The organism is Rossellomorea pakistanensis (genome assembly GCF_016908495.1).
Classification (GTDB): Bacteria; Bacillota; Bacilli; order Bacillales; family Bacillaceae_B; genus Rossellomorea; species Rossellomorea pakistanensis.
This window is the reverse complement of record NZ_JAFBDZ010000001.1, coordinates 1,264,215-1,284,425: the sequence shown is the minus strand read 5'-3', so window position 1 is coordinate 1,284,425 and position 20,211 is coordinate 1,264,215. Positions and strand designations below refer to the sequence as shown.

25 protein-coding genes are annotated in these 20,211 nt (G+C 36.4%); 20 read left to right on the top strand and 5 right to left on the bottom strand.

Translation table 11 applies throughout. The features are described from left to right. Window positions 1-37: 37 nt before the first annotated feature. The 5 genes from JOC86_RS06335 to JOC86_RS06315 all read left to right on the top strand — a co-directional run bounded on the left by JOC86_RS06335 (window position 38) and on the right by JOC86_RS06315 (window position 5,438). Window positions 38-1,306: a peptidase U32 family protein gene (locus JOC86_RS06335; protein ID WP_419096032.1), complete on the top strand. Its 1,269-nt coding sequence runs from the start codon at window positions 38-40 to the stop codon at window positions 1,304-1,306. Between the two features lie 5 nt (window positions 1,307-1,311). Further along, the gene (gene udk / locus JOC86_RS06330; protein WP_205169154.1) at window positions 1,312-1,947 is read left to right on the top strand and encodes a uridine kinase; all 636 of its coding nucleotides are present in this window, start codon (window positions 1,312-1,314) and stop codon (window positions 1,945-1,947) included. A 373-nt stretch (window positions 1,948-2,320) separates the two neighbouring features. Beyond that, entirely contained in the window at window positions 2,321-2,797 is a 477-nt protein-coding gene (greA, locus tag JOC86_RS06325) for a transcription elongation factor GreA (RefSeq protein WP_205169152.1), read from the top strand. Window positions 2,798-2,891: 94 nt separating this feature from the next. Continuing rightward, window positions 2,892-4,646: a peptidoglycan D,D-transpeptidase FtsI family protein gene (locus JOC86_RS06320; RefSeq protein ID WP_205169150.1), complete on the top strand. Its 1,755-nt coding sequence runs from the start codon at window positions 2,892-2,894 to the stop codon at window positions 4,644-4,646. 105 nt (window positions 4,647-4,751) lie between these two features. Further along, window positions 4,752-5,438 (top strand): YrrS family protein, encoded by a 687-nt coding sequence (locus JOC86_RS06315; protein ID WP_205169148.1) that lies wholly within the window; start codon window positions 4,752-4,754, stop codon window positions 5,436-5,438. 27 nt (window positions 5,439-5,465) lie between these two features. Here the strand turns inward: JOC86_RS06315 and JOC86_RS06310 are convergent, their stop codons facing one another. Next, window positions 5,466-5,672, bottom strand: coding sequence for a YrzA family protein (locus JOC86_RS06310; RefSeq protein ID WP_205169146.1), 207 nt, complete (start codon window positions 5,670-5,672; stop codon window positions 5,466-5,468). Window positions 5,673-5,854: 182 nt separating this feature from the next. Here JOC86_RS06310 and JOC86_RS06305 point away from each other — a divergent pair, with 182 nt between their 5' ends. The 6 genes from JOC86_RS06305 to JOC86_RS06280 all read left to right on the top strand — a co-directional run bounded on the left by JOC86_RS06305 (window position 5,855) and on the right by JOC86_RS06280 (window position 10,370). Further along, a complete protein-coding gene (locus JOC86_RS06305; protein ID WP_205169144.1) occupies window positions 5,855-6,496 on the top strand; it encodes a class I SAM-dependent methyltransferase in 642 nt (213 codons plus the stop codon). Between the two features lie 18 nt (window positions 6,497-6,514). Further along, window positions 6,515-7,216, top strand: coding sequence for a 5'-methylthioadenosine/S-adenosylhomocysteine nucleosidase (gene mtnN, locus JOC86_RS06300; RefSeq protein WP_205169142.1), 702 nt, complete (start codon window positions 6,515-6,517; stop codon window positions 7,214-7,216). A 36-nt stretch (window positions 7,217-7,252) separates the two neighbouring features. After that, window positions 7,253-8,176 carry a PLP-dependent cysteine synthase family protein gene (locus JOC86_RS06295; protein WP_205169135.1) on the top strand — a complete coding sequence of 308 codons (924 nt, stop codon included), beginning with the start codon at window positions 7,253-7,255 and terminating at the stop codon, window positions 8,174-8,176. Continuing rightward, window positions 8,177-9,313, top strand: coding sequence for a bifunctional cystathionine gamma-lyase/homocysteine desulfhydrase (locus JOC86_RS06290; RefSeq protein WP_205169133.1), 1,137 nt, complete (start codon window positions 8,177-8,179; stop codon window positions 9,311-9,313). 251 nt (window positions 9,314-9,564) lie between these two features. Beyond that, window positions 9,565-9,804, top strand: a complete 240-nt coding sequence (locus tag JOC86_RS06285) for a YrhC family protein (RefSeq protein ID WP_205169131.1) — start codon at window positions 9,565-9,567, stop codon at window positions 9,802-9,804. 422 nt (window positions 9,805-10,226) lie between these two features. Beyond that, window positions 10,227-10,370, top strand: coding sequence for a YrzI family small protein (locus tag JOC86_RS06280; protein ID WP_205169129.1), 144 nt, complete (start codon window positions 10,227-10,229; stop codon window positions 10,368-10,370). 289 nt (window positions 10,371-10,659) lie between these two features. Here JOC86_RS06280 and sigK read toward each other — a convergent pair whose 3' ends face one another. Both sigK and pssA read right to left on the bottom strand, forming a co-directional pair. Further along, window positions 10,660-11,376, bottom strand: a complete 717-nt coding sequence (gene sigK / locus JOC86_RS06275) for an RNA polymerase sporulation sigma factor SigK (protein WP_205169127.1) — start codon at window positions 11,374-11,376, stop codon at window positions 10,660-10,662. Between the two features lie 524 nt (window positions 11,377-11,900). Beyond that, the gene (pssA, locus tag JOC86_RS06270) at window positions 11,901-12,440 is read right to left on the bottom strand and encodes a CDP-diacylglycerol--serine O-phosphatidyltransferase (protein WP_205169125.1); all 540 of its coding nucleotides are present in this window, start codon (window positions 12,438-12,440) and stop codon (window positions 11,901-11,903) included. Window positions 12,441-12,547: 107 nt separating this feature from the next. Here pssA and JOC86_RS06265 point away from each other — a divergent pair, with 107 nt between their 5' ends. After that, entirely contained in the window at window positions 12,548-13,333 is a 786-nt protein-coding gene (locus JOC86_RS06265; RefSeq protein WP_205169118.1) for a phosphatidylserine decarboxylase, read from the top strand. A 98-nt stretch (window positions 13,334-13,431) separates the two neighbouring features. On the opposite strand, the gene JOC86_RS06260 is transcribed toward JOC86_RS06265, so the two are convergent. Beyond that, complete coding sequence (locus JOC86_RS06260; RefSeq protein ID WP_205169116.1) at window positions 13,432-13,572, bottom strand: sporulation histidine kinase inhibitor Sda; 141 nt, start codon at window positions 13,570-13,572, stop codon at window positions 13,432-13,434. Window positions 13,573-14,126: 554 nt separating this feature from the next. Between JOC86_RS06260 and JOC86_RS06255 the strand changes: the two genes are divergently transcribed. From JOC86_RS06255 to JOC86_RS06220, 8 genes are read left to right on the top strand one after another with little or no spacing between them, the layout of a single operon-like run. Then, window positions 14,127-14,648, top strand: coding sequence for a YqeG family HAD IIIA-type phosphatase (locus JOC86_RS06255; protein ID WP_205169114.1), 522 nt, complete (start codon window positions 14,127-14,129; stop codon window positions 14,646-14,648). After that, on the top strand, window positions 14,645-15,745 hold the full coding sequence (yqeH, locus tag JOC86_RS06250) for a ribosome biogenesis GTPase YqeH (protein WP_239587402.1): 1,101 nt from the start codon (window positions 14,645-14,647) through the stop codon (window positions 15,743-15,745). Before JOC86_RS06255 ends, yqeH begins: the two co-directional genes overlap by 4 nt. A gap of 13 nt (window positions 15,746-15,758) precedes the next feature. Then, window positions 15,759-16,592 carry a shikimate dehydrogenase gene (gene aroE / locus JOC86_RS06245; protein WP_205169110.1) on the top strand — a complete coding sequence of 278 codons (834 nt, stop codon included), beginning with the start codon at window positions 15,759-15,761 and terminating at the stop codon, window positions 16,590-16,592. A 1-nt stretch (window position 16,593) separates the two neighbouring features. Next, on the top strand, window positions 16,594-16,884 hold the full coding sequence (gene yhbY / locus JOC86_RS06240; protein WP_205169108.1) for a ribosome assembly RNA-binding protein YhbY: 291 nt from the start codon (window positions 16,594-16,596) through the stop codon (window positions 16,882-16,884). 20 nt (window positions 16,885-16,904) lie between these two features. Further along, window positions 16,905-17,477, top strand: a complete 573-nt coding sequence (locus tag JOC86_RS06235) for a nicotinate-nucleotide adenylyltransferase (RefSeq protein WP_205169101.1) — start codon at window positions 16,905-16,907, stop codon at window positions 17,475-17,477. Further along, complete coding sequence (yqeK, locus tag JOC86_RS06230) at window positions 17,464-18,045, top strand: bis(5'-nucleosyl)-tetraphosphatase (symmetrical) YqeK (RefSeq protein WP_205169099.1); 582 nt, start codon at window positions 17,464-17,466, stop codon at window positions 18,043-18,045. The genes JOC86_RS06235 and yqeK overlap by 14 nt, the downstream gene beginning before the upstream one ends. Beyond that, window positions 18,038-18,394, top strand: coding sequence for a ribosome silencing factor (rsfS, locus tag JOC86_RS06225; RefSeq protein WP_205169091.1), 357 nt, complete (start codon window positions 18,038-18,040; stop codon window positions 18,392-18,394). The genes yqeK and rsfS overlap by 8 nt, the downstream gene beginning before the upstream one ends. Beyond that, window positions 18,391-19,137 (top strand): class I SAM-dependent DNA methyltransferase, encoded by a 747-nt coding sequence (locus JOC86_RS06220; RefSeq protein ID WP_205169083.1) that lies wholly within the window; start codon window positions 18,391-18,393, stop codon window positions 19,135-19,137. The genes rsfS and JOC86_RS06220 overlap by 4 nt, the downstream gene beginning before the upstream one ends. A 172-nt stretch (window positions 19,138-19,309) precedes the next feature. Here the strand turns inward: JOC86_RS06220 and comER are convergent, their stop codons facing one another. Then, window positions 19,310-20,128 carry a late competence protein ComER gene (gene comER / locus JOC86_RS06215; protein ID WP_205169081.1) on the bottom strand — a complete coding sequence of 273 codons (819 nt, stop codon included), beginning with the start codon at window positions 20,126-20,128 and terminating at the stop codon, window positions 19,310-19,312. Window positions 20,129-20,211: the final 83 nt, after the last annotated feature.

The following is a 20,211-nucleotide window of genomic DNA, read 5'->3' as shown; positions in this document are numbered from 1 at the left end:
CCAATCTTGTTGAAAAGGAGGGATACACTTGACTGAAGTGGTGGAAAAGCAGATTTCAGAGTTGATTGATGGTAAACGAACCAATTTGAAGAAACCAGAGCTTTTAGCTCCTGCAGGTAATTTAGAAAAGCTCAAAATTGCGGTTCATTATGGTGCTGACGCCGTTTATATTGGTGGACAAGAATATGGTCTACGTTCCAATGCAGGTAATTTTACATTTGAGGAAATGAGGGAAGGCGTAGAATTCGCAAAAGAATATGGTGCTAAAATTTACGTAACTACAAATATTTATGCTCATAATGAAAATATCGATGGACTTGAAGATTATTTAAAAGGCATACAAGAGGCTGGAGTTGCTGGAATTATTGTTGCCGACCCCCTTATTATTGAAACCTGCCGCCGTGTGGCTCCAAAAGTAGAGGTCCACTTAAGCACCCAACAGTCCCTTTCAAACTGGAAGGCGGTGGAGTTTTGGAAGAAAGAAGGCTTAGACCGTGTTGTTCTTGCTCGCGAAACCAGTGGGGAAGAAATTCGCGAAATGAAAGAAAAAGTGAATATAGAAATCGAAACATTTATTCATGGTGCAATGTGTATTGCTTACTCAGGCCGTTGTACGTTAAGTAATCACATGACCGCTCGCGATAGTAACCGTGGTGGTTGTTGTCAGTCTTGCCGCTGGGATTATGGGCTATATGAACTGAATGATACACGAGAAAATGCATTATTTTCAACGAATGATGCACCATTTGCGATGAGTCCAAAGGATTTAAAATTAGTGGAATCAATCCCTGAAATGATAGAATTAGGGATTGACAGCTTGAAAATAGAAGGGCGAATGAAATCTATTCATTATATAGCTACTGTTGTAAGTGTCTATCGAAAAGTAATTGATGCTTACTGCGAGAATCCAGACACCTTTAAGATCAAGAAGGAGTGGCTGAAAGAGCTAGACAAATGTGCTAATCGTGAGACAGCTTCTGCTTTCTTCGAGGGGGTGCCTGGGTATGAAGAGCAAATGTTTGGGGAACATTCGAAAAAAAATTCAGACTATGATTTTGTTGGGTTAGTTTTGGATTACGACCAAGAAACTGGTTTTGTGACACTACAGCAACGTAATTATTTCAAATCTGGTGACGAAGTTGAATTTTTCGGACCAGACATAGAAAATTTTACACAAACGATTGATACGATTTGGGATCAAAAAGGAAATGAATTGGACGTAGCACGCCATCCAATGCAAATCGTACGGTTTAAAGTAGACCAGCCGGTATACCCACATAACATGATGCGAAAGGAGAACAGATAACGACCATGGCACAAAAACCTGTTGTGATTGGTGTAGCCGGCGGATCTGGTTCCGGCAAAACAAGTGTAACAAAAGCAATTTATGAGCATTTCAAAGGCCACTCAATCCTAATGCTTGAACAAGATTACTATTACAAGGACCAAAGCCATCTTCCTTTTGAAGAAAGGCTTAAAACGAATTATGATCATCCTCTTGCTTTCGATAATGATTTACTGTTGAAGCACATACAAAAATTATTAAAGCATGAATCCATTGATAAACCTATATATGATTATACGATGCACACACGCTCTAATGAAATAATAGTGGTAGAACCTAAGGAAGTGATTATTCTCGAAGGAATTCTAATCCTAGAGGATGAAAGACTACGTAACATGATGGATATTAAACTATATGTGGATACAGATGCCGATTTGAGAATTATTAGACGTTTATTACGTGATATAAAAGAAAGAGGTCGCTCGATTGATTCTGTCATAGAGCAATACGTTAACGTGGTTAGACCAATGCATAATCAATTCATTGAACCAACGAAGAGATATGCAGATGTCATCATCCCAGAAGGTGGGCATAACCATGTGGCCATCGATTTAATGGTCACAAAAATTCAAACAATTCTTGAACAAAAATCGTTTTTGTAATACGATAGCATAGAATAGTTATGAATATAGAGAAATTTCCCAAATGGATTTGTTACTCACGACGTCGATTAATACTTTGTATAAGTTAGACGAATTGAACATAAGTTAAGAAAATAAATTAACCATTTATGGAAGGGAATGGCGGATGATCTAAAAGATTCTGGAACCACATTATTTTTCAAATATAGAAAAAATCTTGTGATTGGATTCTATATTTCGGTTTGTGGTTCCTGAAATCTTGTAATTAGGTCATCCTCTGTTCCCTAGCTTGCCATTCAAAGGAATGTAACGTTCATATATCGTGATGAATAAAGATTAATCGATACATAGTGAGCTATTGGGAGCTCATAACATTTAAAAGGAGTGAAGGGTTTTGGCTACAGAAAAAGTTTATCCAATGACATTAGAAGGTAAAGAAAAATTAGAGAAGGAACTGGAGAATTTAAAATCCGTTAAACGTAAAGAAGTCGTAGAAAGAATCAAAATCGCTCGTAGTTTCGGTGATCTATCTGAGAACTCCGAATACGATGCTGCTAAAGATGAGCAGGCATTTGTTGAAGGGCGAATTTCTACACTTGAAAATATGATTCGAAATGCAAAAATCATTGAAGAAGATGAAATGAATTCTGATACAGTTACACTAGGTAAATCTGTCACGTTCATTGAGCTTCCTGATGGGGAAGAAGAAACATACACAATTGTTGGAAGTGCAGAAGCGGATCCGTTTGAAGGGAAAATCTCGAATGATTCTCCTATTGCCAAAAGTCTTATTGGTCATAAAGTAGGCGAAAAAGTTATCGTTCAAACTCCAGGTGGAGAAATGAACGTAAAAATCGTTACAGTTAAATAAATCATCTAAAAAGAGCTGACTTTCGAGTTAGCTCTTTTTTTGTTTTGACTAATTTTTAATAATTTCGTCAACAATGATTGACGAGGTGTTGATTATGAGGAGAAAGCGAATTATTTTTTTGTTGGGCTCCATTCTCGTGTTGTTTTTCCTATTAACTGGACGACTGATGCAAATTCAGCTTTTCCAAACGGAATCTTTTTCATCACATAATATTAATTTAATTGAAAATAGTGTAGAGCAACGGACACAACAGCTTGTGATCGATGAAGGTAGAGGGGTAATAGTAGATCGGAATGGGGAAGAATTAACACATTATACAAAAAATGTCCTCATATTATTTCCTTTTTTGAAAAATGTAGAGTGGGATATTGAAAAGGTTGCCGATATTATTGGCGTTCCAACCTACACTCTAGCATCAACATTAGAGAATGCTAAAAAGCCGATTGTATTTGGTGAGAAGAAACCAGTTGAATTAACTGAAGATCAAATGAACAGAATTAATGACCTGAAAATACAGGGAGTTTTTGCTTTATCAAGGAAATATCCCCTTAAAGAAAAGTTAGCACAGCAGTTTATCGGTCTTATCGGCGAAAATGAGAAAGTATTCCAAAAACGATATCCTGATAAAGTGAAAGGGACAAAACAAAAAATTGGCATAACCGGGATTCAAAAAACCTTTGATGAATGGCTAATCGCAGAACAACCATCAAAGTTAATTTATCATGTTGACGCCATCGGGGGGCCGCTTTTTGGTGTTGATGTAAAGTATTTAGCACCTGCTAATCCCTTTTATCCACTGAATGTGAAAACAACGATTGATGGAAAAATTCAAGGGAAAATGGAAGAAATATTAGAAAAGCGGGAAGTCAATAAAGGTGGTGCACTTCTCTTAGATATTAACTCGGGAGAAATAGTGGCTAGTGTGTCTAAGCCTGATGTCAACGTAAGATCACCTTTTTCTGATAATGGTTCCACTAACTATATGTATACTGAATTAATCCCTGGTTCGGTTTTTAAGACAGTAATAACGGCTGCAGCGATTGAAAAAGAATTCGTCAATGAAGAAAGGAAATTCCAATGTGATCAAGATATTTATGGAAACCCATCAGATCGACCGCTAGGGAATATAAATATTAAGGACAGCTTTGCTGCTAGCTGTAACCGAACATTTGCAGATTTAGCGAAGGAAATGGTAGAAAAGGATAAAGACATCATCGAACAATATGCTGCAAAGCTCGGCTTAACAGGGGATTTGAGCTGGTCTGGTGACCTATTCCATTATAGCGATTTTAAACATTTTCAAGCAGATACTGGTCGTATTTTTAAAAATGAAGAAGAAAAAGACGACCAAAATTATGTCTCACAAACAGCCATCGGTCAAAGAGAAGTGAGGGTGACTCCTCTAGCGGTCGCAAATATGATGGCCACAATTGCAAGAGGGGGAGAAAAGCTAAGTATAAAAGCAGTAGACTCTGTGGAATATGCAAATGGTACAGAGATGTTCACTTTTGATAAGCAAACATTAGAAGGTGAAAAAATCTCACCTTATACAGCAATGAAACTGCAACAATATTTGCATGAAGTGGTTCATGGAAAAGTTGGGACAGCTAAAGCCTTACATTCTGCTGCTTTAGAAGTAGCAGGTAAAACGGGGACAGCCGAAACGGGGAAATTCAAAGATGATAACCAAGAAAAACAGTTATTGAACAAGTGGTTTGCCGGCTATTTCCCATTCGACAATCCTAAGTATGCACTTGTAGTGGTAAATATGGATGTACAAGAATATGAGGGTGGTGTTTACCCTATGTTTCTAGACATTGTTAATGCTATAGCCTCACTTGAAGATTAAACAATAGGTGAAGAGACTCTGTTAGAAAATGAAAATCTATGATAAATTTCTTCATGTCATCCTTAATCCATGATAAAATATTGAGCATGACAGGGAGGGGACTTTATGTCTTACAAAAAATCACGCTTAGAAAGAAGATCAAAGAAAAAATCAAACATGATCCTAAATCTTCTAATAGGTGTCGTTATTTTATTAATCGTTGTCGTAGGCGCTTCTATTTTCTTAACAGATGATTCTACAGAAAAAGCTTCAGCTGACAAACCTAAACAAGAAGATAAGAAAGAAAATAATTCTAATAAAGACAAAGATAAAGAAGAGGTTAGTGACCTAGAGACAGAGGAAATAGAGAACCAGGATGAAGACAAATCTTCTGACTCTGACGAAGATGAAAAGAATAATGACGAAAAAGAGAATGGAGAAATTAATACGACTCCAGAAGATGAATCTGGCATTAAAGAACAGGATTCAACAGAACCTAATGTCGAGAAATCAATTATAAATTCAAATTGGAAACCGATTGGGACGAAACAAAGTGGAGAACATACGTCAGTATATGAAGAAGGAACACCGGATTGGAATGAAAAAGTAAAGGCATTATCCTATGCAACTGGAATTCCAGTAGATAATATGACGGTTTGGTACATTGCTGGGAACGGCAGTCCGGATAAATCAATTGGAACAGTCACCGCTAAGGGAGGCTCACAAGCATACCGAGTCTATTTACAGTGGATTGATGGTCAAGGCTGGAAACCGACAAAATTACAAGAACTAAAAGAAAATGATAAAGACTAATAAAAATGGGGATGGCAAAGACCATCCCTATTTTTTTTGTTTAAAATGCACAACCGCACTGAAGAATCGTTGTCCATTTTCTTCTATATGCATTTGATGTGTTACGGAATGGACAGATAATAGAATCGCTTTATTATGCTCAATTTGCTCGTTTATTTTTTTCTCGAGCGTTTTTAAATCTTGAGCCTCAAAAAATTCAACTTTATCTTCAATCAGGTCAAATTGAAAATTCATAATGTATGACTCCCTATCAAATTGATTTCTGTTCTGTTCATATTGTACGAGCTCTTGAGTCTAACTTCAAGATGTATCCATTGATAAACTAAAATGCTTATGTTAAATTAATAACAGTTTTAAAATTAATTCATAGTATACTCATAGGAATTATAATGATTAAAAATTCAGGGGTGCGTGAAATGGGTAGAGAGTTTTTAGATCTTTTTCAAGATTGGGCAGATAGTTATGATGACACTGTAACCGGAAAAGATATTGAATATAAAGAAGTGTTTGCTAAGTATGAGGAGATTTTGGATACAGTAGTGAAAAAATCTGAAGGAACAGTATTAGAATTTGGTCCTGGCACAGGTAATTTAACGAAGAAGCTATTAGAAGCTAATCATAAAGTCATAGCAGTAGAACCATCTAAAGAAATGATGGCAATTGCAAAACAAAAGCTAACAGGAAATGTAGAACTATTGGATGGTGATTTTCTAGAATACTCCATCAATGATACAGAAATAGATACAATTGTTAGCACATATGCATTCCATCATTTAACCGACGATGAAAAAGCGATTGCCTTTCTGCGGTATGGAAACCTCTTGTCTAATGGTGGTAAAATAGTGTTTGCTGATACCATCTTTGAAACTCAAGAAGCCCATGAAAAAAGTATTCAAGAAGCAGTCGCAAAAGGGTATCATAATCTAGCAGAAGATTTACAAAGAGAATATTATACAACCATACCCGTTTTAGATGAACTTTTGCAAAAAAACGGATTTACAGTGTCATTTAAGCGATTAAATGAGTTTGTATGGTTATTGGTAGCCACTAAACAATAATAAAGAGAGGTATTTGAAATGAAAGTAGCCATCATCGGAGCAATGGAAGAAGAAGTCACTTTATTAAGAAATAATATCACCAATCCAAAGGTAGAAACAATTGCGGGTTGTGAATATACAACTGGACAAATGAAGGGTACTGAAGTGATCTTATTGCGATCAGGAATCGGAAAAGTAAATGCAGCCATGTCAACTGCTGTTCTCTTAGAAGTATTCAAACCGGATTATGTCATTAACACAGGCTCTGCAGGTGGTCTAGATCCTAAATTAAATGTAGGTGATGTAGTGATCTCAACAGAGGTTCGTCATCATGATGTTGATGTAACGGCATTTGGATATGAATACGGTCAAGTCCCAGACCTTCCTGCAGCTTTTATTGCGGATAAAACATTGCAAAAAATTGCCGTTGATAGTGTAAAAGAAACAGCAGATGTCCAGGTTGTATCAGGATTGATTGCAACGGGTGATTCCTTTATGAATGATCCGAAAAGGGTAGAATCCATCAGAGGTAAATTTGTAGATTTACAGGCGGTTGAAATGGAAGCGGCAGCAATTGCACAGGTGTCACATCAATTCCAGGTTCCATTTGTTGTGATTCGTTCGTTATCAGATATTGCGGGAAAAGAATCCGATCTATCTTTTGAGCAATATTTGGAAAAAGCAGCATTACACTCAGCTAATTTGGTCATGGAAATGGTGTCTGCAATCAGCCGTAAATAGAAAGGATAGGTTTACAGCATGAGGGAGATGAGTTAGTTGACGATTTATAAAAATATCCATGACTTAATAGGGAACACTCCTATGATGGAACTTCAAAATTTCCCATTACCTAAAGGAGTAAGAGTGTTTGCGAAGCTTGAATTTTATAATCCTGGAGGAAGCATAAAAGACCGCCTGGGCAAGGAGCTTCTTCATGATGCCATCCAAAATGGAAATTTATCACCTGGCGGGACGATTATTGAACCAACAGCCGGCAATACAGGCATTGGTCTTGCCCTTGCAGCAGTGAACAGCGGCTACAAAGTCGTTTTCTGTGTCCCTGAGAAGTTTAGTGAGGAGAAACAGGAGTTAATGAAAGCTTTAGGTGCTGATATTGTACATACACCTACAAGCGAAGGAATGAAAGGGGCCATTAAAAAAGCTCAGGAGCTTGTGGAGACAACTTCAAACTCCTACTCACCACAGCAATTTGCTAATGAAGCAAACCCTATGACGTATTATAAATCTCTTGGTCCTGAAATCTGGAATCAGATGGAAGGAAATATTGATATGTTTGTGGCAGGTGCAGGTACAGGTGGAACCTTTATGGGAACGGCACAATTTTTAAAAGAGCAAAAGGCTAACATCAAAACAGTCATTGTTGAACCGGAGGGATCCATTCTGAATGGTGGAGAATCAGGCCCGCACAAAACGGAAGGCATTGGAATGGAATTTTTACCTGCATATATGGAACCTTCCTACTTTGACAGTATTCATACTATTTCAGATATCAAAGCATTTGAAATGGTAAAGGAACTTGCACGATTAGAAGGGCTATTGGTAGGGAGCTCGTCTGGTGCAGCCATGTGTGCCGTTTTACAAGAAGCTGAAAAAGCTAAACCAGGGACAAAAATTGTCACAATCTTCCCTGATTCTAGTGAGCGTTATCTTAGTAAAAAAATTTATCAAGGAGGAATCTAAATGAGAAAGAAAACACAACTGATTCATGGTGGAATTCCAACTGACCCCCAAACAGGAGCGGTATCGGTACCTATTTATCAAGTAAGCACCTACAAGCAAGAAGGAGTAGGAGGACATAAAGGCTTTGAATACTCCCGAACTGGAAATCCAACAAGGCACGCACTTGAAGAGCTAATCAAGGACCTTGAGGGAGGAAAAGCGGGATTCGCCTTTGGATCAGGGATGGCAGCTGTGACAGCTGTTATGATGATGTTTAATAGTGGAGATCACGTGATCTTAACCGATGATGTATATGGCGGAACGTACCGTGTAATGAACAAAGTGCTTAATCGCATTGGAATTGAATCAACCTTTGTTGACACAAGCAATTTAGCTTCAATTGAAAAAGAAATTAAAGAAAATACAAAAGCAATCTATATAGAAACACCAACCAATCCTTTATTGAAAATTACGGACATTGAAGGGGCTTCAAAAATTGCAAAAGAGCATGGTCTGTTAACAATAGTTGATAATACGTTTAGTACTCCTTATTGGCAAAACCCAATTGAGCTTGGAGCGGATATTGTGCTTCATAGTGCTACAAAATATCTAGGTGGCCACAGTGATGTTGTTGCTGGCTTAGTGGTGGTGAATAGTGATGAATTAGCTGAAGAGCTTCACTTTGTCCAAAATTCAACTGGTGGAGTGTTAGGCCCACAGGATTCTTGGCTGCTGATAAGAGGAATCAAGACACTAGGTATTCGTATGGAAGAACACGAGAAGAACACAAAGAAAATCGTAGAGTTTTTATTGGAACATCCAAAAGTTCAAAAGGTGTATTATCCTGGGCTAGAGGAACATCCAAATTATGAAATTGGTAAAAAGCAAGTAAGAGGTTTTGGTGGAATGGTTTCCTTCGATGTAGGGAGTGAAGAGAACGCAGATCGTCTTCTAAATTCGACAAAATACTTCACACTAGCAGAAAGCCTGGGTGCTGTGGAAAGTCTTATTTCTGTTCCTGCGAGAATGACACACGCGTCTATTCCAGCAGATCGTCGAAAGGAATTAGGTATTACAGACGGTCTCGTCAGAATATCTGTGGGACTAGAAGATGCAGAAGATTTAATTGAGGATATAGATTGTGCATTAAAAGCTTAATCATTGATTAAAGGGTTGTCCCATAAGGGGCTGGTACCACTATGGTTGTTCATATATAGAAGATAGCTTGAGGGTTTCTATATATTGAAGTTGTGGTTTCCTGACCCTTAGTTTGGGGACCCTTTTTTCTTTTGTTCAAGACTCCTTGAACTTTTCTTATATTAATTTGGAGAGATTTAACACCTCAACTACTAACGGATCTATGTTACAGTTATAATAGTTCAATAGTTTCATAGGGAGTGGGGATACTAGTGAAAAAGTCTCTGCAAGAAAAAATCATTGATTACAAGCGCTTCGCTTTTACATTATTAGCACTAAGCGTTTTCTTATATTTAGGTGTTGTGATACCAGCAGAATCAAAAACCATATTTAAAACGTATATCCTGATGGGTGGAACCGCAGTCCTATTAGGTTTTTCAACTCTATTTTTCTATAAAGCTATTAAATATAAAAAACAGTTAAGTGAATCGGACGAGGATTCATTATCATAAAGAACCATTAGGGCTTGATCATTAGGATCAGCCCTATTTTTGTGCTTTATGATATAGTCGGTTTTTGTCGAAAAGAAAATGAAAATTAGTGGTTTACATTTCCACTGATTTTGGATATACTTACCACTGTAGTATAATAAACGAAAGGGAGGTCGAATGACATGATGGCGATTAATGATAATGCAATTTTTTCAATTTCATATGTTTTAATACATTCGACCGCATTAGCTACCGATTTTCGTTAATGATTATTTAATGTTAATCCATGCCGCAGGAGAATGTTTCTTCTTGCGGCTTTTTTATGCCATTCGCAGGAAGGTTCTTTCTGCGTTTTTTTGTGGGGAAAAACGGATGGTTAAAACCACTGCCGTTTGAATCAAGAAAATCGAGCAATCGAAAATTTTATTAAAGGAGGTGATAGTATGACACTTAATATTCTGTTCATGACTATTACAATTAACAAGCGTCAACGCAGTCCAGAAGAAATAAACCATGATGTTCAAGTATCTAAGCATTTTGAAGAAACAAAGATAAAGAATGAATCAATGGTATCAAAAATGTTCTAATATCGTTTGTGAAAAATAAATAAAGAGAGAGGAGTTAATAAGATGATCTATTGTCAGGAGAAACGACTAAATGCGCTGTGGGTGGAGAAAGATTCTGCCTAACGAACCTATTGGCAGGTGAATTGATGTGTTTTTACATGTGATTTATTGGACCGCATTCATAAAAAAAAAGAAAAAAAGCTGCTGAAATTCAGTAGCTTTTTTTTGATACCTAATATTCGAATATAAAATATAGTAAGCTTGATTACATGAAAGCTCTTATTCCGGCTAACCGTTATTTCCCCCATAATTAGGATTGATTGCGTTTTTCTTTTTCTTCCCGATAAAATTCATGAAACATTTTCATTAAAGCTCTTTTTTCTATTCGAGAGACATAACTTCTTGATATTCCAAGTTCTTTTGCTATTTCCCTTTGTGTTTTTTCTTCTTTAAGATCAAGTCCAAAACGACCGATCACTACTTCTTTTTCTCGATCGTCTAGTACGCAAATATATTTTTTCACCTTTTCTAATTCCATATTAAGCTGAATGGTATCAATGACGTCATCTGCGTCCGACTTTAATATATCAATAAGACTTATTTCGTTCCCTTCTTTATCTTGACCGATTGGGTCATGGAGGGAGACGTCTTTCTTCGTTTTCTTTAACGCCCGTAGATGCATGAGGATTTCATTTTCAATACATCGTGCAGCATAGGTTGCAAGTTTTGTCCCTTTCCCTTCTGAATAACTTTCAATCGCTTTTATCAGGCCAATGGTGCCGATGGATATTAAATCTTCCGGGTCCTCTCCGGTATTCTCAAATTTCTTGACGATGTGGGCAACTAATCGTAAATTGTGTTCAATTAATGTGTTCCGAGCGTGTTCATCACCTTCTACCATTTTTCTTAGGTATTTCTTTTCTTCGCTTGAAGATAATGGCTGTGGAAAAGCGTTATTTTTTACATAAGAAACTAAGAAGACCAATTCTTTTAAGAAATATCCAATGGCTGTGACAATACTTGACATATGTTCACCCCCATAAAGGACTTTTGCCTATTATTATCCTATGTTAGAATCTGTCTGTCCTTGCCAGTCCACAAAAAGTAATATCCATCAATGTTTATTATTTGTTTCATCATAATGTAACCCCTCAAACCTATTACATGGGAAATAGTTTATTATAGTTTGGAGATGCTTGGTTATCTATAGTTATTAAACACGCTTTTGCCTAGAAGAACTTGAATTCTGTAGGTTTTATGACAAAATAGCCTATACAAATCAAGACAAACACACATATATTAGAATAACTAAAGCTATAGGGGGGACATGTATGCCGCCGTATGGATATTCTTATTATCCAGTACGTGGATATTATGGAGGTTTTTATTTAGCGCTAGCTGTAGTACTTCTCATACTTCTTTTCCTATTTGGGTGTTGGTGGTACTATAATAATTGTTAGGTTAAAAGAGGTTGGCCCTGTATCAGGTTTGAATCCTGTGGATACAAACCCACAATTAGGGTCAACCTCTTCATTTCCATAACTTTTGGAGCTACAATTTTCGTAAACGAAAATTGCTAATCATTAAAACGGATAGGATAATGATGATAAATAAAAATAATGGCATAGAAATAATGGATACAGCCAGATAGCTAACCGTTAATAAACAGCCTGCAGCAGTGATGGGCAATCCTGTGAAATAACCATTTGTCTCAGAGATATTAAAGCGCGCTAAACGAAACGCTCCACATGCGATATAAAAAACAGTAAAAAACATGCCAGGAAATCCAAATTCATAAAGGACTCCTTGGTAGAGAAGGAGTGCTGGAGCTACTCCAAAAGAAATAACATCACTCATGGAATCAAGCTGTTTTCCTAAATCTGAGTCTATATTCAGTTTACGTGCTACCATCCCATCAAATCGATCGGCAAGAGCAGCAATAAAAATTAATAATAAGCTAAGGTTTAGCTGCCCCTGCAATCCCATTAGGATAGCGAAACCACCTAATGAAATATTTGCTAATGTTATTACATTCGCGGTCTGTGCTTTTAACTTCTTGACGGTTTGGTCGAGTATGTCGGAAAGAAACATCCTCTCACTCCTTAAAAATACCTTAAAATAAGATAAAATATAGTTAATTATATACTTATGAAATAGATGTTGCTAATAGTATTTATTACTTAGTTGGAGGTTAAAAATTGAAAAAAGCCTTGTATCAGTTCCTTATTGAACTAACGAATAAAAGATGGTCTTCAATATTATTAAAAAAATTCGTCCAGTCCCGTTTAAGTCAAAAGTGTATTCCTTCTTATATGAAAGTCTATGAAATTGATTCAAATGAAATCGAACATGAAATCAGTTATTATCCATCATTACATGAATTTTTTACTCGAAGGCTAAGAGAAGGTGTACGGGAGATACAAGGTGGTGAAAAACAATTTGTAAGCCCGGTAGATGGCACCCTGGCAGAAGCAGGTACAGTCACACCGAACTTGATGATGCAAGTGAAGGGAAAGGATTATTCTATCCAAGAAATGCTCGGAAATGAAGAAATAGCAAAAAAATATGTAGGTGGATCATTTTTAGTGTTATACTTAAGCCCTGCTAATTACCATCGTATACATAGTCCGATAAAAGCTGCTGTTGAAAAAAGATGGGAGCTTGGTTTACATTCCTATCCAGTGAATGAATACGGATTAAAATATGGACGTGAAACCTTATCTAAAAATTATCGATCGATTACAGAATTAAAACATAAAGGTGGAGACATGCTTCTAGTAAAAGTAGGAGCCATGTTTGTTAATTCCATTCATTATACAAATGATCATCACCATTGGAATAAAGGGGATGAAATTGGCTACTTTACATTTGGTTCTACCGTCATTCTTTTCTTTGAAAAGGGGACATTTCACTTTAATGATGATTTGTCGGTCCCAACCCCTATTAAAATGGGGAAAATAATTGGTCAGATGAAAAGAGGATGACCCAAACAAGCGTTAGGAACCACAATTTCAACAGATCGAGTAATGTTGAATCAATGGGGTCCGAACTCTATTGGGTCATCCTCTTGCCCTTTTTATCACTATGATGATACTTTTATATTGGTATTTAATGATCTCCGATGAATTTCGTTCTCGATAAGGCGGATAAAGTCTGGGCTTAAATTTAAATGAATGGCTTTATAATAAGATTCAATCAACAATTCATCTGTAAGCTTACGCATGAGACTTTCACCTCCAAAAAAAATAGTCATATCCTTTCAATATCGTAAATAAAATAGTAAGTTTAAGTTGTATTTTTACTCTACCAAATATAAACATTTAGAACAAGCGTTCCGTTATCCACAGATGATAGTGGATAAACTGTGACTAACTTGTTTACAATTAATAGGAATTCTGATTTTAAAACGGGTATAATGTGCATAAGTTTATCCACAAATACTTTGATGATAATTTTGTCGAAAAATATTTGTGTTTTTTTAAAAGATGGTAGATGAAAGTGGATCTTTTTAGGATAGGAGGTTGACAATATTCAACTACAGTGCCCAACCTCTCCAGGGTCCAGCAAAGTCTTAGAGAGGGATATTTCCTTTCCTTAAAACTCTCGTACTAGGTGAAACATAAAGCTGAATGTGGCACTGCTCCTTTTCTTTTTGAAACAGCATAAAAAATTAAGTATAATAAACCGGATACAATGAAACCTTCCATCATTGGATATTATCTCCATTGATAGGAGACTGAATTGATTTGTGATGTTGAAATAATGAGGTGTATTTAATTGTTGAAAATGTTTTTACCAAATGAACATGTACAAAATGTATTTCAGATAAGACCAGCAGATTTGAAAGAGAGAGGAATTAAGGCCATTATTACTGACCTTGACAATACCTTGGTTGAATGGGACCGTCCAAATGCTACTCCTAAGCTCATTGAATGGTTTAAATCCATGCAGGATGAAGGAATTCTTGTAACGATTGTTTCTAATAATAACGAGAAAAGAGTAAAAGCATTCGCTGATCCACTTGAGATTCCCTTCATATTTCAGGCAAGAAAGCCAATGGGAAGAGCATTTCGTAAAGCGATCAAAAATATGAATGTCAAAAAAGAAGAAGCCGTAGTGATTGGTGACCAGTTATTAACGGATGTATTGGGTGGGAATAGGAATCAATTCTATACTATTTTAGTGGTTCCCGTTGCCCAAACAGATGGTTTTATAACAAAGTTTAATCGTAGAGTTGAACGAAGAATTATGAACTTCTTTAAAAGGAAAGGTCTCATCCAGTGGGAGGAAGAAAATTGAGTCAAATTGTATGTGTAGGCTGTGGTGTATCGATTCAGACGGAAAATCGGGATGAGCTTGGGTATGCTCCTTCATCAGCATTAGAAAAGGAGGAAGTCATCTGTCAAAGATGCTTCAAGTTAAAGCACTATAATGAAGTCCAGGATGTAAATTTAACAGATGATGACTTCCTTAAGATTTTAAATGAAATCGGTAGTTCGGATAGTCTAATTGTAAAAGTTGTCGATATCTTCGATTTTAATGGGAGTTGGCTTCCTGGCCTGCATCGTTTTGCGGGAAATAACCCCGTTTTACTGATAGGAAATAAGGTAGATTTATTACCTAAGTCTGTGAAACGTTCGAAATTGATTCATTGGATGAAACATGAAGCAAAGCAATTAGGTCTGAAACCTGTGGATGTTCTCCTTATGAGTGCATCTAAAGGGCAATATATAAAAGAAGCTGTCAATGCGATTGAAGAATACAGAAAAGGGAAAGATGTCTACGTTGTTGGATGTACAAATGTTGGGAAATCCACCTTTATAAATAGTATTATTAAAGAGTTTACGGGAGAAAAGGAGGTTATAACAACTTCGCATTTTCCGGGAACCACTCTTGATATGATCGAGATTCCATTAGATGATGGACAAGCTATTGTTGACACACCAGGTATCATCAATCACCATCAAATGGCTCATTATGTAGATAAAAAAGATTTGAAGGTCATTACTCCTAAAAAAGAAATAAAGCCGATGGTGTTTCAACTAAATGAAGAGCAGACACTATTCTTTGGAGGACTTGCTCGTTTTGACTTCGTGAAAGGAAGCAGAAGAGCTTTTGTTTGTTACCTTTCAAATGAGCTTAAGATTCATCGTACAAAGTTAGAAAAAGCCGATGAACTTTATAAAAATCATGCTGGTGAAATGCTGCAACCGCCAAGAAGAAACCAGATGGATGAATTTCCGGAACTTATTCGACATGAGTTTAAGATTAAAGATGAAAAAACAGATATTGTATTCTCTGGCCTAGGCTGGGTAACCGTTAATGAACCAGGGGTCCATATTGCTGCACATGTTCCAAAAGGGGTATCTGTATTTTTACGAAAATCATTGATTTAATGGGGAATCTGATATGAAGAAACTATACGGGGTAATCGGAGATCCAATTGAACATTCAATGTCTCCTATCATGCACAATGATGCATTTAAACAACTAAATCTTGATGCTTATTATCATCCTTTTCATGTTAATAGAGAAGATATAGGTTCTGCTGTAAAAGGGATGAAAGCTCTTGGAATCAGAGGCTTCAATGTAACCATTCCACATAAATCTTCGATAATACCGTTTTTGGATGGTATAGATCCTTTAGCTCAAGCGATTGGTGCTGTAAATACAGTAGTGCTAGAGGAAGGAGAATACATTGGATATAACACAGATGGACTGGGATTCCTGAAAGGTCTAGAAGAGGAGTGCCCTTTTTCGATTGAAAAGAAGAAGGTTATGATGATTGGTGCTGGAGGGGCGGCCCGTGCCATCTTCTATACGCTTGCTTCAAGCGGGATAGAAAAGATTGATATTGTAAATCGGACCGTTCAAAAGGGAGAACAAATTATTAATGAATGCCCATATCCTACGAACTCTAAGGTGTTGAATCTATCAGAAGGTTCTTTAAAAATGAATGATTATGATATCATCATTCAAACGACTTCTATAGGGATGTATCCATATATAAATGAATCTCCAATCTCGTTAGAGTTCTTATCAAAGCAAGTATTTATTTCTGATATTATTTATAATCCGTTTAACACAAGATTGTTAATAGAAGCATCATCTAAATCATGTTCAGGTCAGAATGGTTTAGCAATGTTCGTAAATCAGGGAGCGTTAGCTTTTAAAAAATGGACAGGTGTATTACCTGATACGGATAGAATGAAAAATATTGTTAAAAGTCAACTAGGAGGATAACATGCTTAAAGGAAAACAAAAACGATTTTTACGTTCAAAAGCCCACCATTTAAATCCAATTTTTCAGGTTGGAAAAGGTGGAGTAAATGAAAATATGATTAAGCAAATTGGAGAGGCACTAGAAGCAAGAGAGTTATTGAAAATAAGTGTACTGCAAAATTGCGAAATGGATAGAGATACTGTTGCAGAACAATTGGTTCAAGGTACAAAAGCAGAATTAGTTCAAGTTATTGGAAATACCATCGTGCTTTACAAAGAGTCTCGAGAAAATAAGCAGATTGACTTACCTTAGCTGTAAAGGAGTATTTTAAATTGAGACGAGTTGGACTATTAGGAGGCACATTTAACCCACCACATTTAGGGCATTTAATCATGGCAGAAGAAGTTCGAACCTTTTTAAATCTCGATGAAGTTCGGTTTATGCCAAACAAAATTCCACCTCATAAGAATATCTCAGTAAATATATCTGCCGATCATCGAATGAGAATGGTATCTTTAGCGATAAAAGAAAATCCATATTTTCAATTGGAAGCCATTGAATTGGATCGAAGTGGCACTTCCTATTCTATCGACACGATCCGAATATTGAAGAATAGAGATCCGGATTCACAGTTTTTCTTTATCATAGGCGGCGATATGGTGGAATATTTACCTAAATGGCATAAGATTGAAGAATTAGTGAAGCTTGTTCAATTTGTCGGTGTAAATCGTTCCAATTATGATCTAAAAACTCCCTATAATGTTCAGATGGTGACGATACCAAATATTGATATATCTTCAACATTAATTAGAGAACGCTTGAATAAACACCAAAATGTTCGATATTTAATTCCACAAAAGGTTGAAGAGTATATTAGGGAGGAAGGGTTATATGGAAAAGCATAAAGCATTGGAAATTGTCAAAAAACAGATTACCGAACATCGATATCAACATACATTAGGTGTTGTTGAAACAGCAATTGATTTAGCAGAACGATATCATGCAAATCGAGAAAAGGCTGAGCTTGCAGCGATTTTTCATGACTATGCCAAATTTCATCCAAAAGAAGAAATGAAACAGATTATTCTTTCAGAAAATATGGATCGAATTTTATTAGAGCACCACTCTGAATTATGGCATGCACCAGTGGGGGCTTATTTAGTTCAAAAGAATGGTTATGTAAGCGATGAAGAGGTTTTAGGGGCGATAAAGTATCATACGTCAGGGAGAGTCAATATGACAACTCTCGAGAAAGTTGTATACCTTGCTGATTATATTGAGCCAGGTAGGCATTTTCCAGGGGTTGATGAAGTAAGATTAATAGCAAAGAGTAGCCTTAATCAAGCTGTTATTCAAGCGATGAAAAATACAATCTTATTTCTATTGAAAAAAAATCAGGCTGTTTTTCCTGAAACATTCCATGCTTACAATGATTTAGTGATGAAAAAAGGAGATGAAGATCATTATGAATGAAAAAAATTTAGTCCAACTCGCTTATAAAGCAGCAGATGATAAACGGGCAGAAGATATCGTGGTTTTAGATATGAAAGGGATCTCTTTAATTGCTGATTATTTTCTTATTTGTCACGGGAACTCTGATAAACAAGTACAGGCCATTGCGAGAGAAATTAAGGAAAAAGCAGATGAGTATGGATTAACAGTTAAAAGAATGGAAGGCTTTGATGAAGCTCGTTGGGTATTAGTGGATCTTGGAGATGTAGTGGCTCATATCTTCCATAAAGAAGAAAGAAGTTACTATAATTTAGAAAGACTCTGGGGAGATGCTTCTTTTGTTGATATGAAAAGTGAGCATAAGGCATGAGCTATGAAAAGTTTGCGTACATCTATGATTATTTAATGAAAGATGTACCTTATGATTCTTGGGTTGATTTTGTAATCCATCAAGCAAGCGAAAATGATGTAAAGGGAAAGCAGCTTCTTGATATTGCATGTGGTACTGGAGAATTGTCTTTAAAGCTTGTTGAGCAAGGATTTCATGTTACAGGTGTCGATCTCTCAGAAGACATGCTGCATATTGCCAACGATAAATCAATTGAAAAAGGTGTAGAGCTCTCGCTATTTCAGCAGGATATGTCAGAGCTTAATGGACTTGGAGAATATGACATTATTACCATTTTTTGTGATTCTTTAAATTATCTTGAAACAGAAGATGATGTAAAGCGAACGTTTGAGTGCGTTCGTCAACATCTGAAAAAAGGCGGACTTTTTATGTTTGATATTCATTCCATCTATAAGATGTCTCAAATTTTTATGAATCAAACATTTACTTATAATGATACTCAAGTTTCTTATATTTGGGATTGTTTCCCTGGAAATGGAGCTAATAGTGTTGAGCATGAATTAACCTTTTTTGTAAGACAATCCTCCGGCAGATTGTATGAAAGAGTAGAAGAACTTCACAAACAACGGACATACCCAATTAATACTGTTCGTCAATGGCTAGAAGATGCGGGATATTCTATTATGTCGATCACTTCTGATTTTGATCTTCTTCCGCCGTCTGACCGAAGTGAAAGAATCTTTTTTACCTTAAAAAGAAACTAGGGCTCTCCCGTCAAATTTGGAGAGACCGTTTCATCCCTAGTAGTAACAAGATTTGCGAACACAACCGAAATAAAAAGGCAGCCCCAAGGGAATTTTTCCATAGGACTGCCTTTAAAAAAATATTATTTTTTTTTAGCAGGATTATTTAAATAAATGTCGAAACTTTTTCTTATCACCCGAACTGTTTTCTGGTGCCCTCTAAATCCTCTTCAAATTTTTCATGTGTCGCTCTAAATAATTTCTGGAAAACATCCCCTAAGTTTTCTTCTAAAGCTGAAATGCCTTCGCCTGTAATTCCTCCCTTTACACATACCTTTTCCTGTAGAGTGGGTAATGTATAAATCTCCTTTTTCAAAAGCTCGCCTAGACCAATAAGCATTTCTGATGCCAAGATTGTCGCTGTTTCTTGGTCAATCTCCGTCTCCTCTACCGCTCCATTAATAAACCTTTGAGTTAAGAAACTAAAAAATGCTGGCCCGCAGCTTACAATATCTGATGATACCCTTGTAATGTTCTCATCAATCATTACAGGTGTTGATATTGAACTGATTTTTTCATAAATCAGTCTTTGCCATCCTTCATCACAGTTCTTACCAAATGAAAGAAGGGACACTCCACTTAAAGCTCGGTTTGTAATACTTGGAATGACCCTCGCGCACGAGCAGTCTAGAACAGATTCTAGCTGGTCAACACTTATAGGACTTGTTATAGAAACAGCACATTTTCCTCTAGTAAAATAAGGTTTATATTGAGATAAGACACTATAAATGTCCAATGGCTTTACACAAATGAATATGAGTGATGACTCCCTAATTAGCTGTGATGTTTGTGTATATACATTTACCTCAGGATATTGATCTTTTAAGCAATAGGCTTTTTCAATTGTGCGATTGGTGATTATGAGGTTTGAAGGAGAAATTGCACTTGATTCCATTAAAGCTTCAATTAGAATTCTCCCCATATTACCAGTCCCAATGATTCCTACCTTCATAATACCCCTCCTTCTTTCACACGCTTTCTCCTAAACTTTATGTATTGACTTTCTTTTTTATGACTCGACGAAAGGAAGATGAT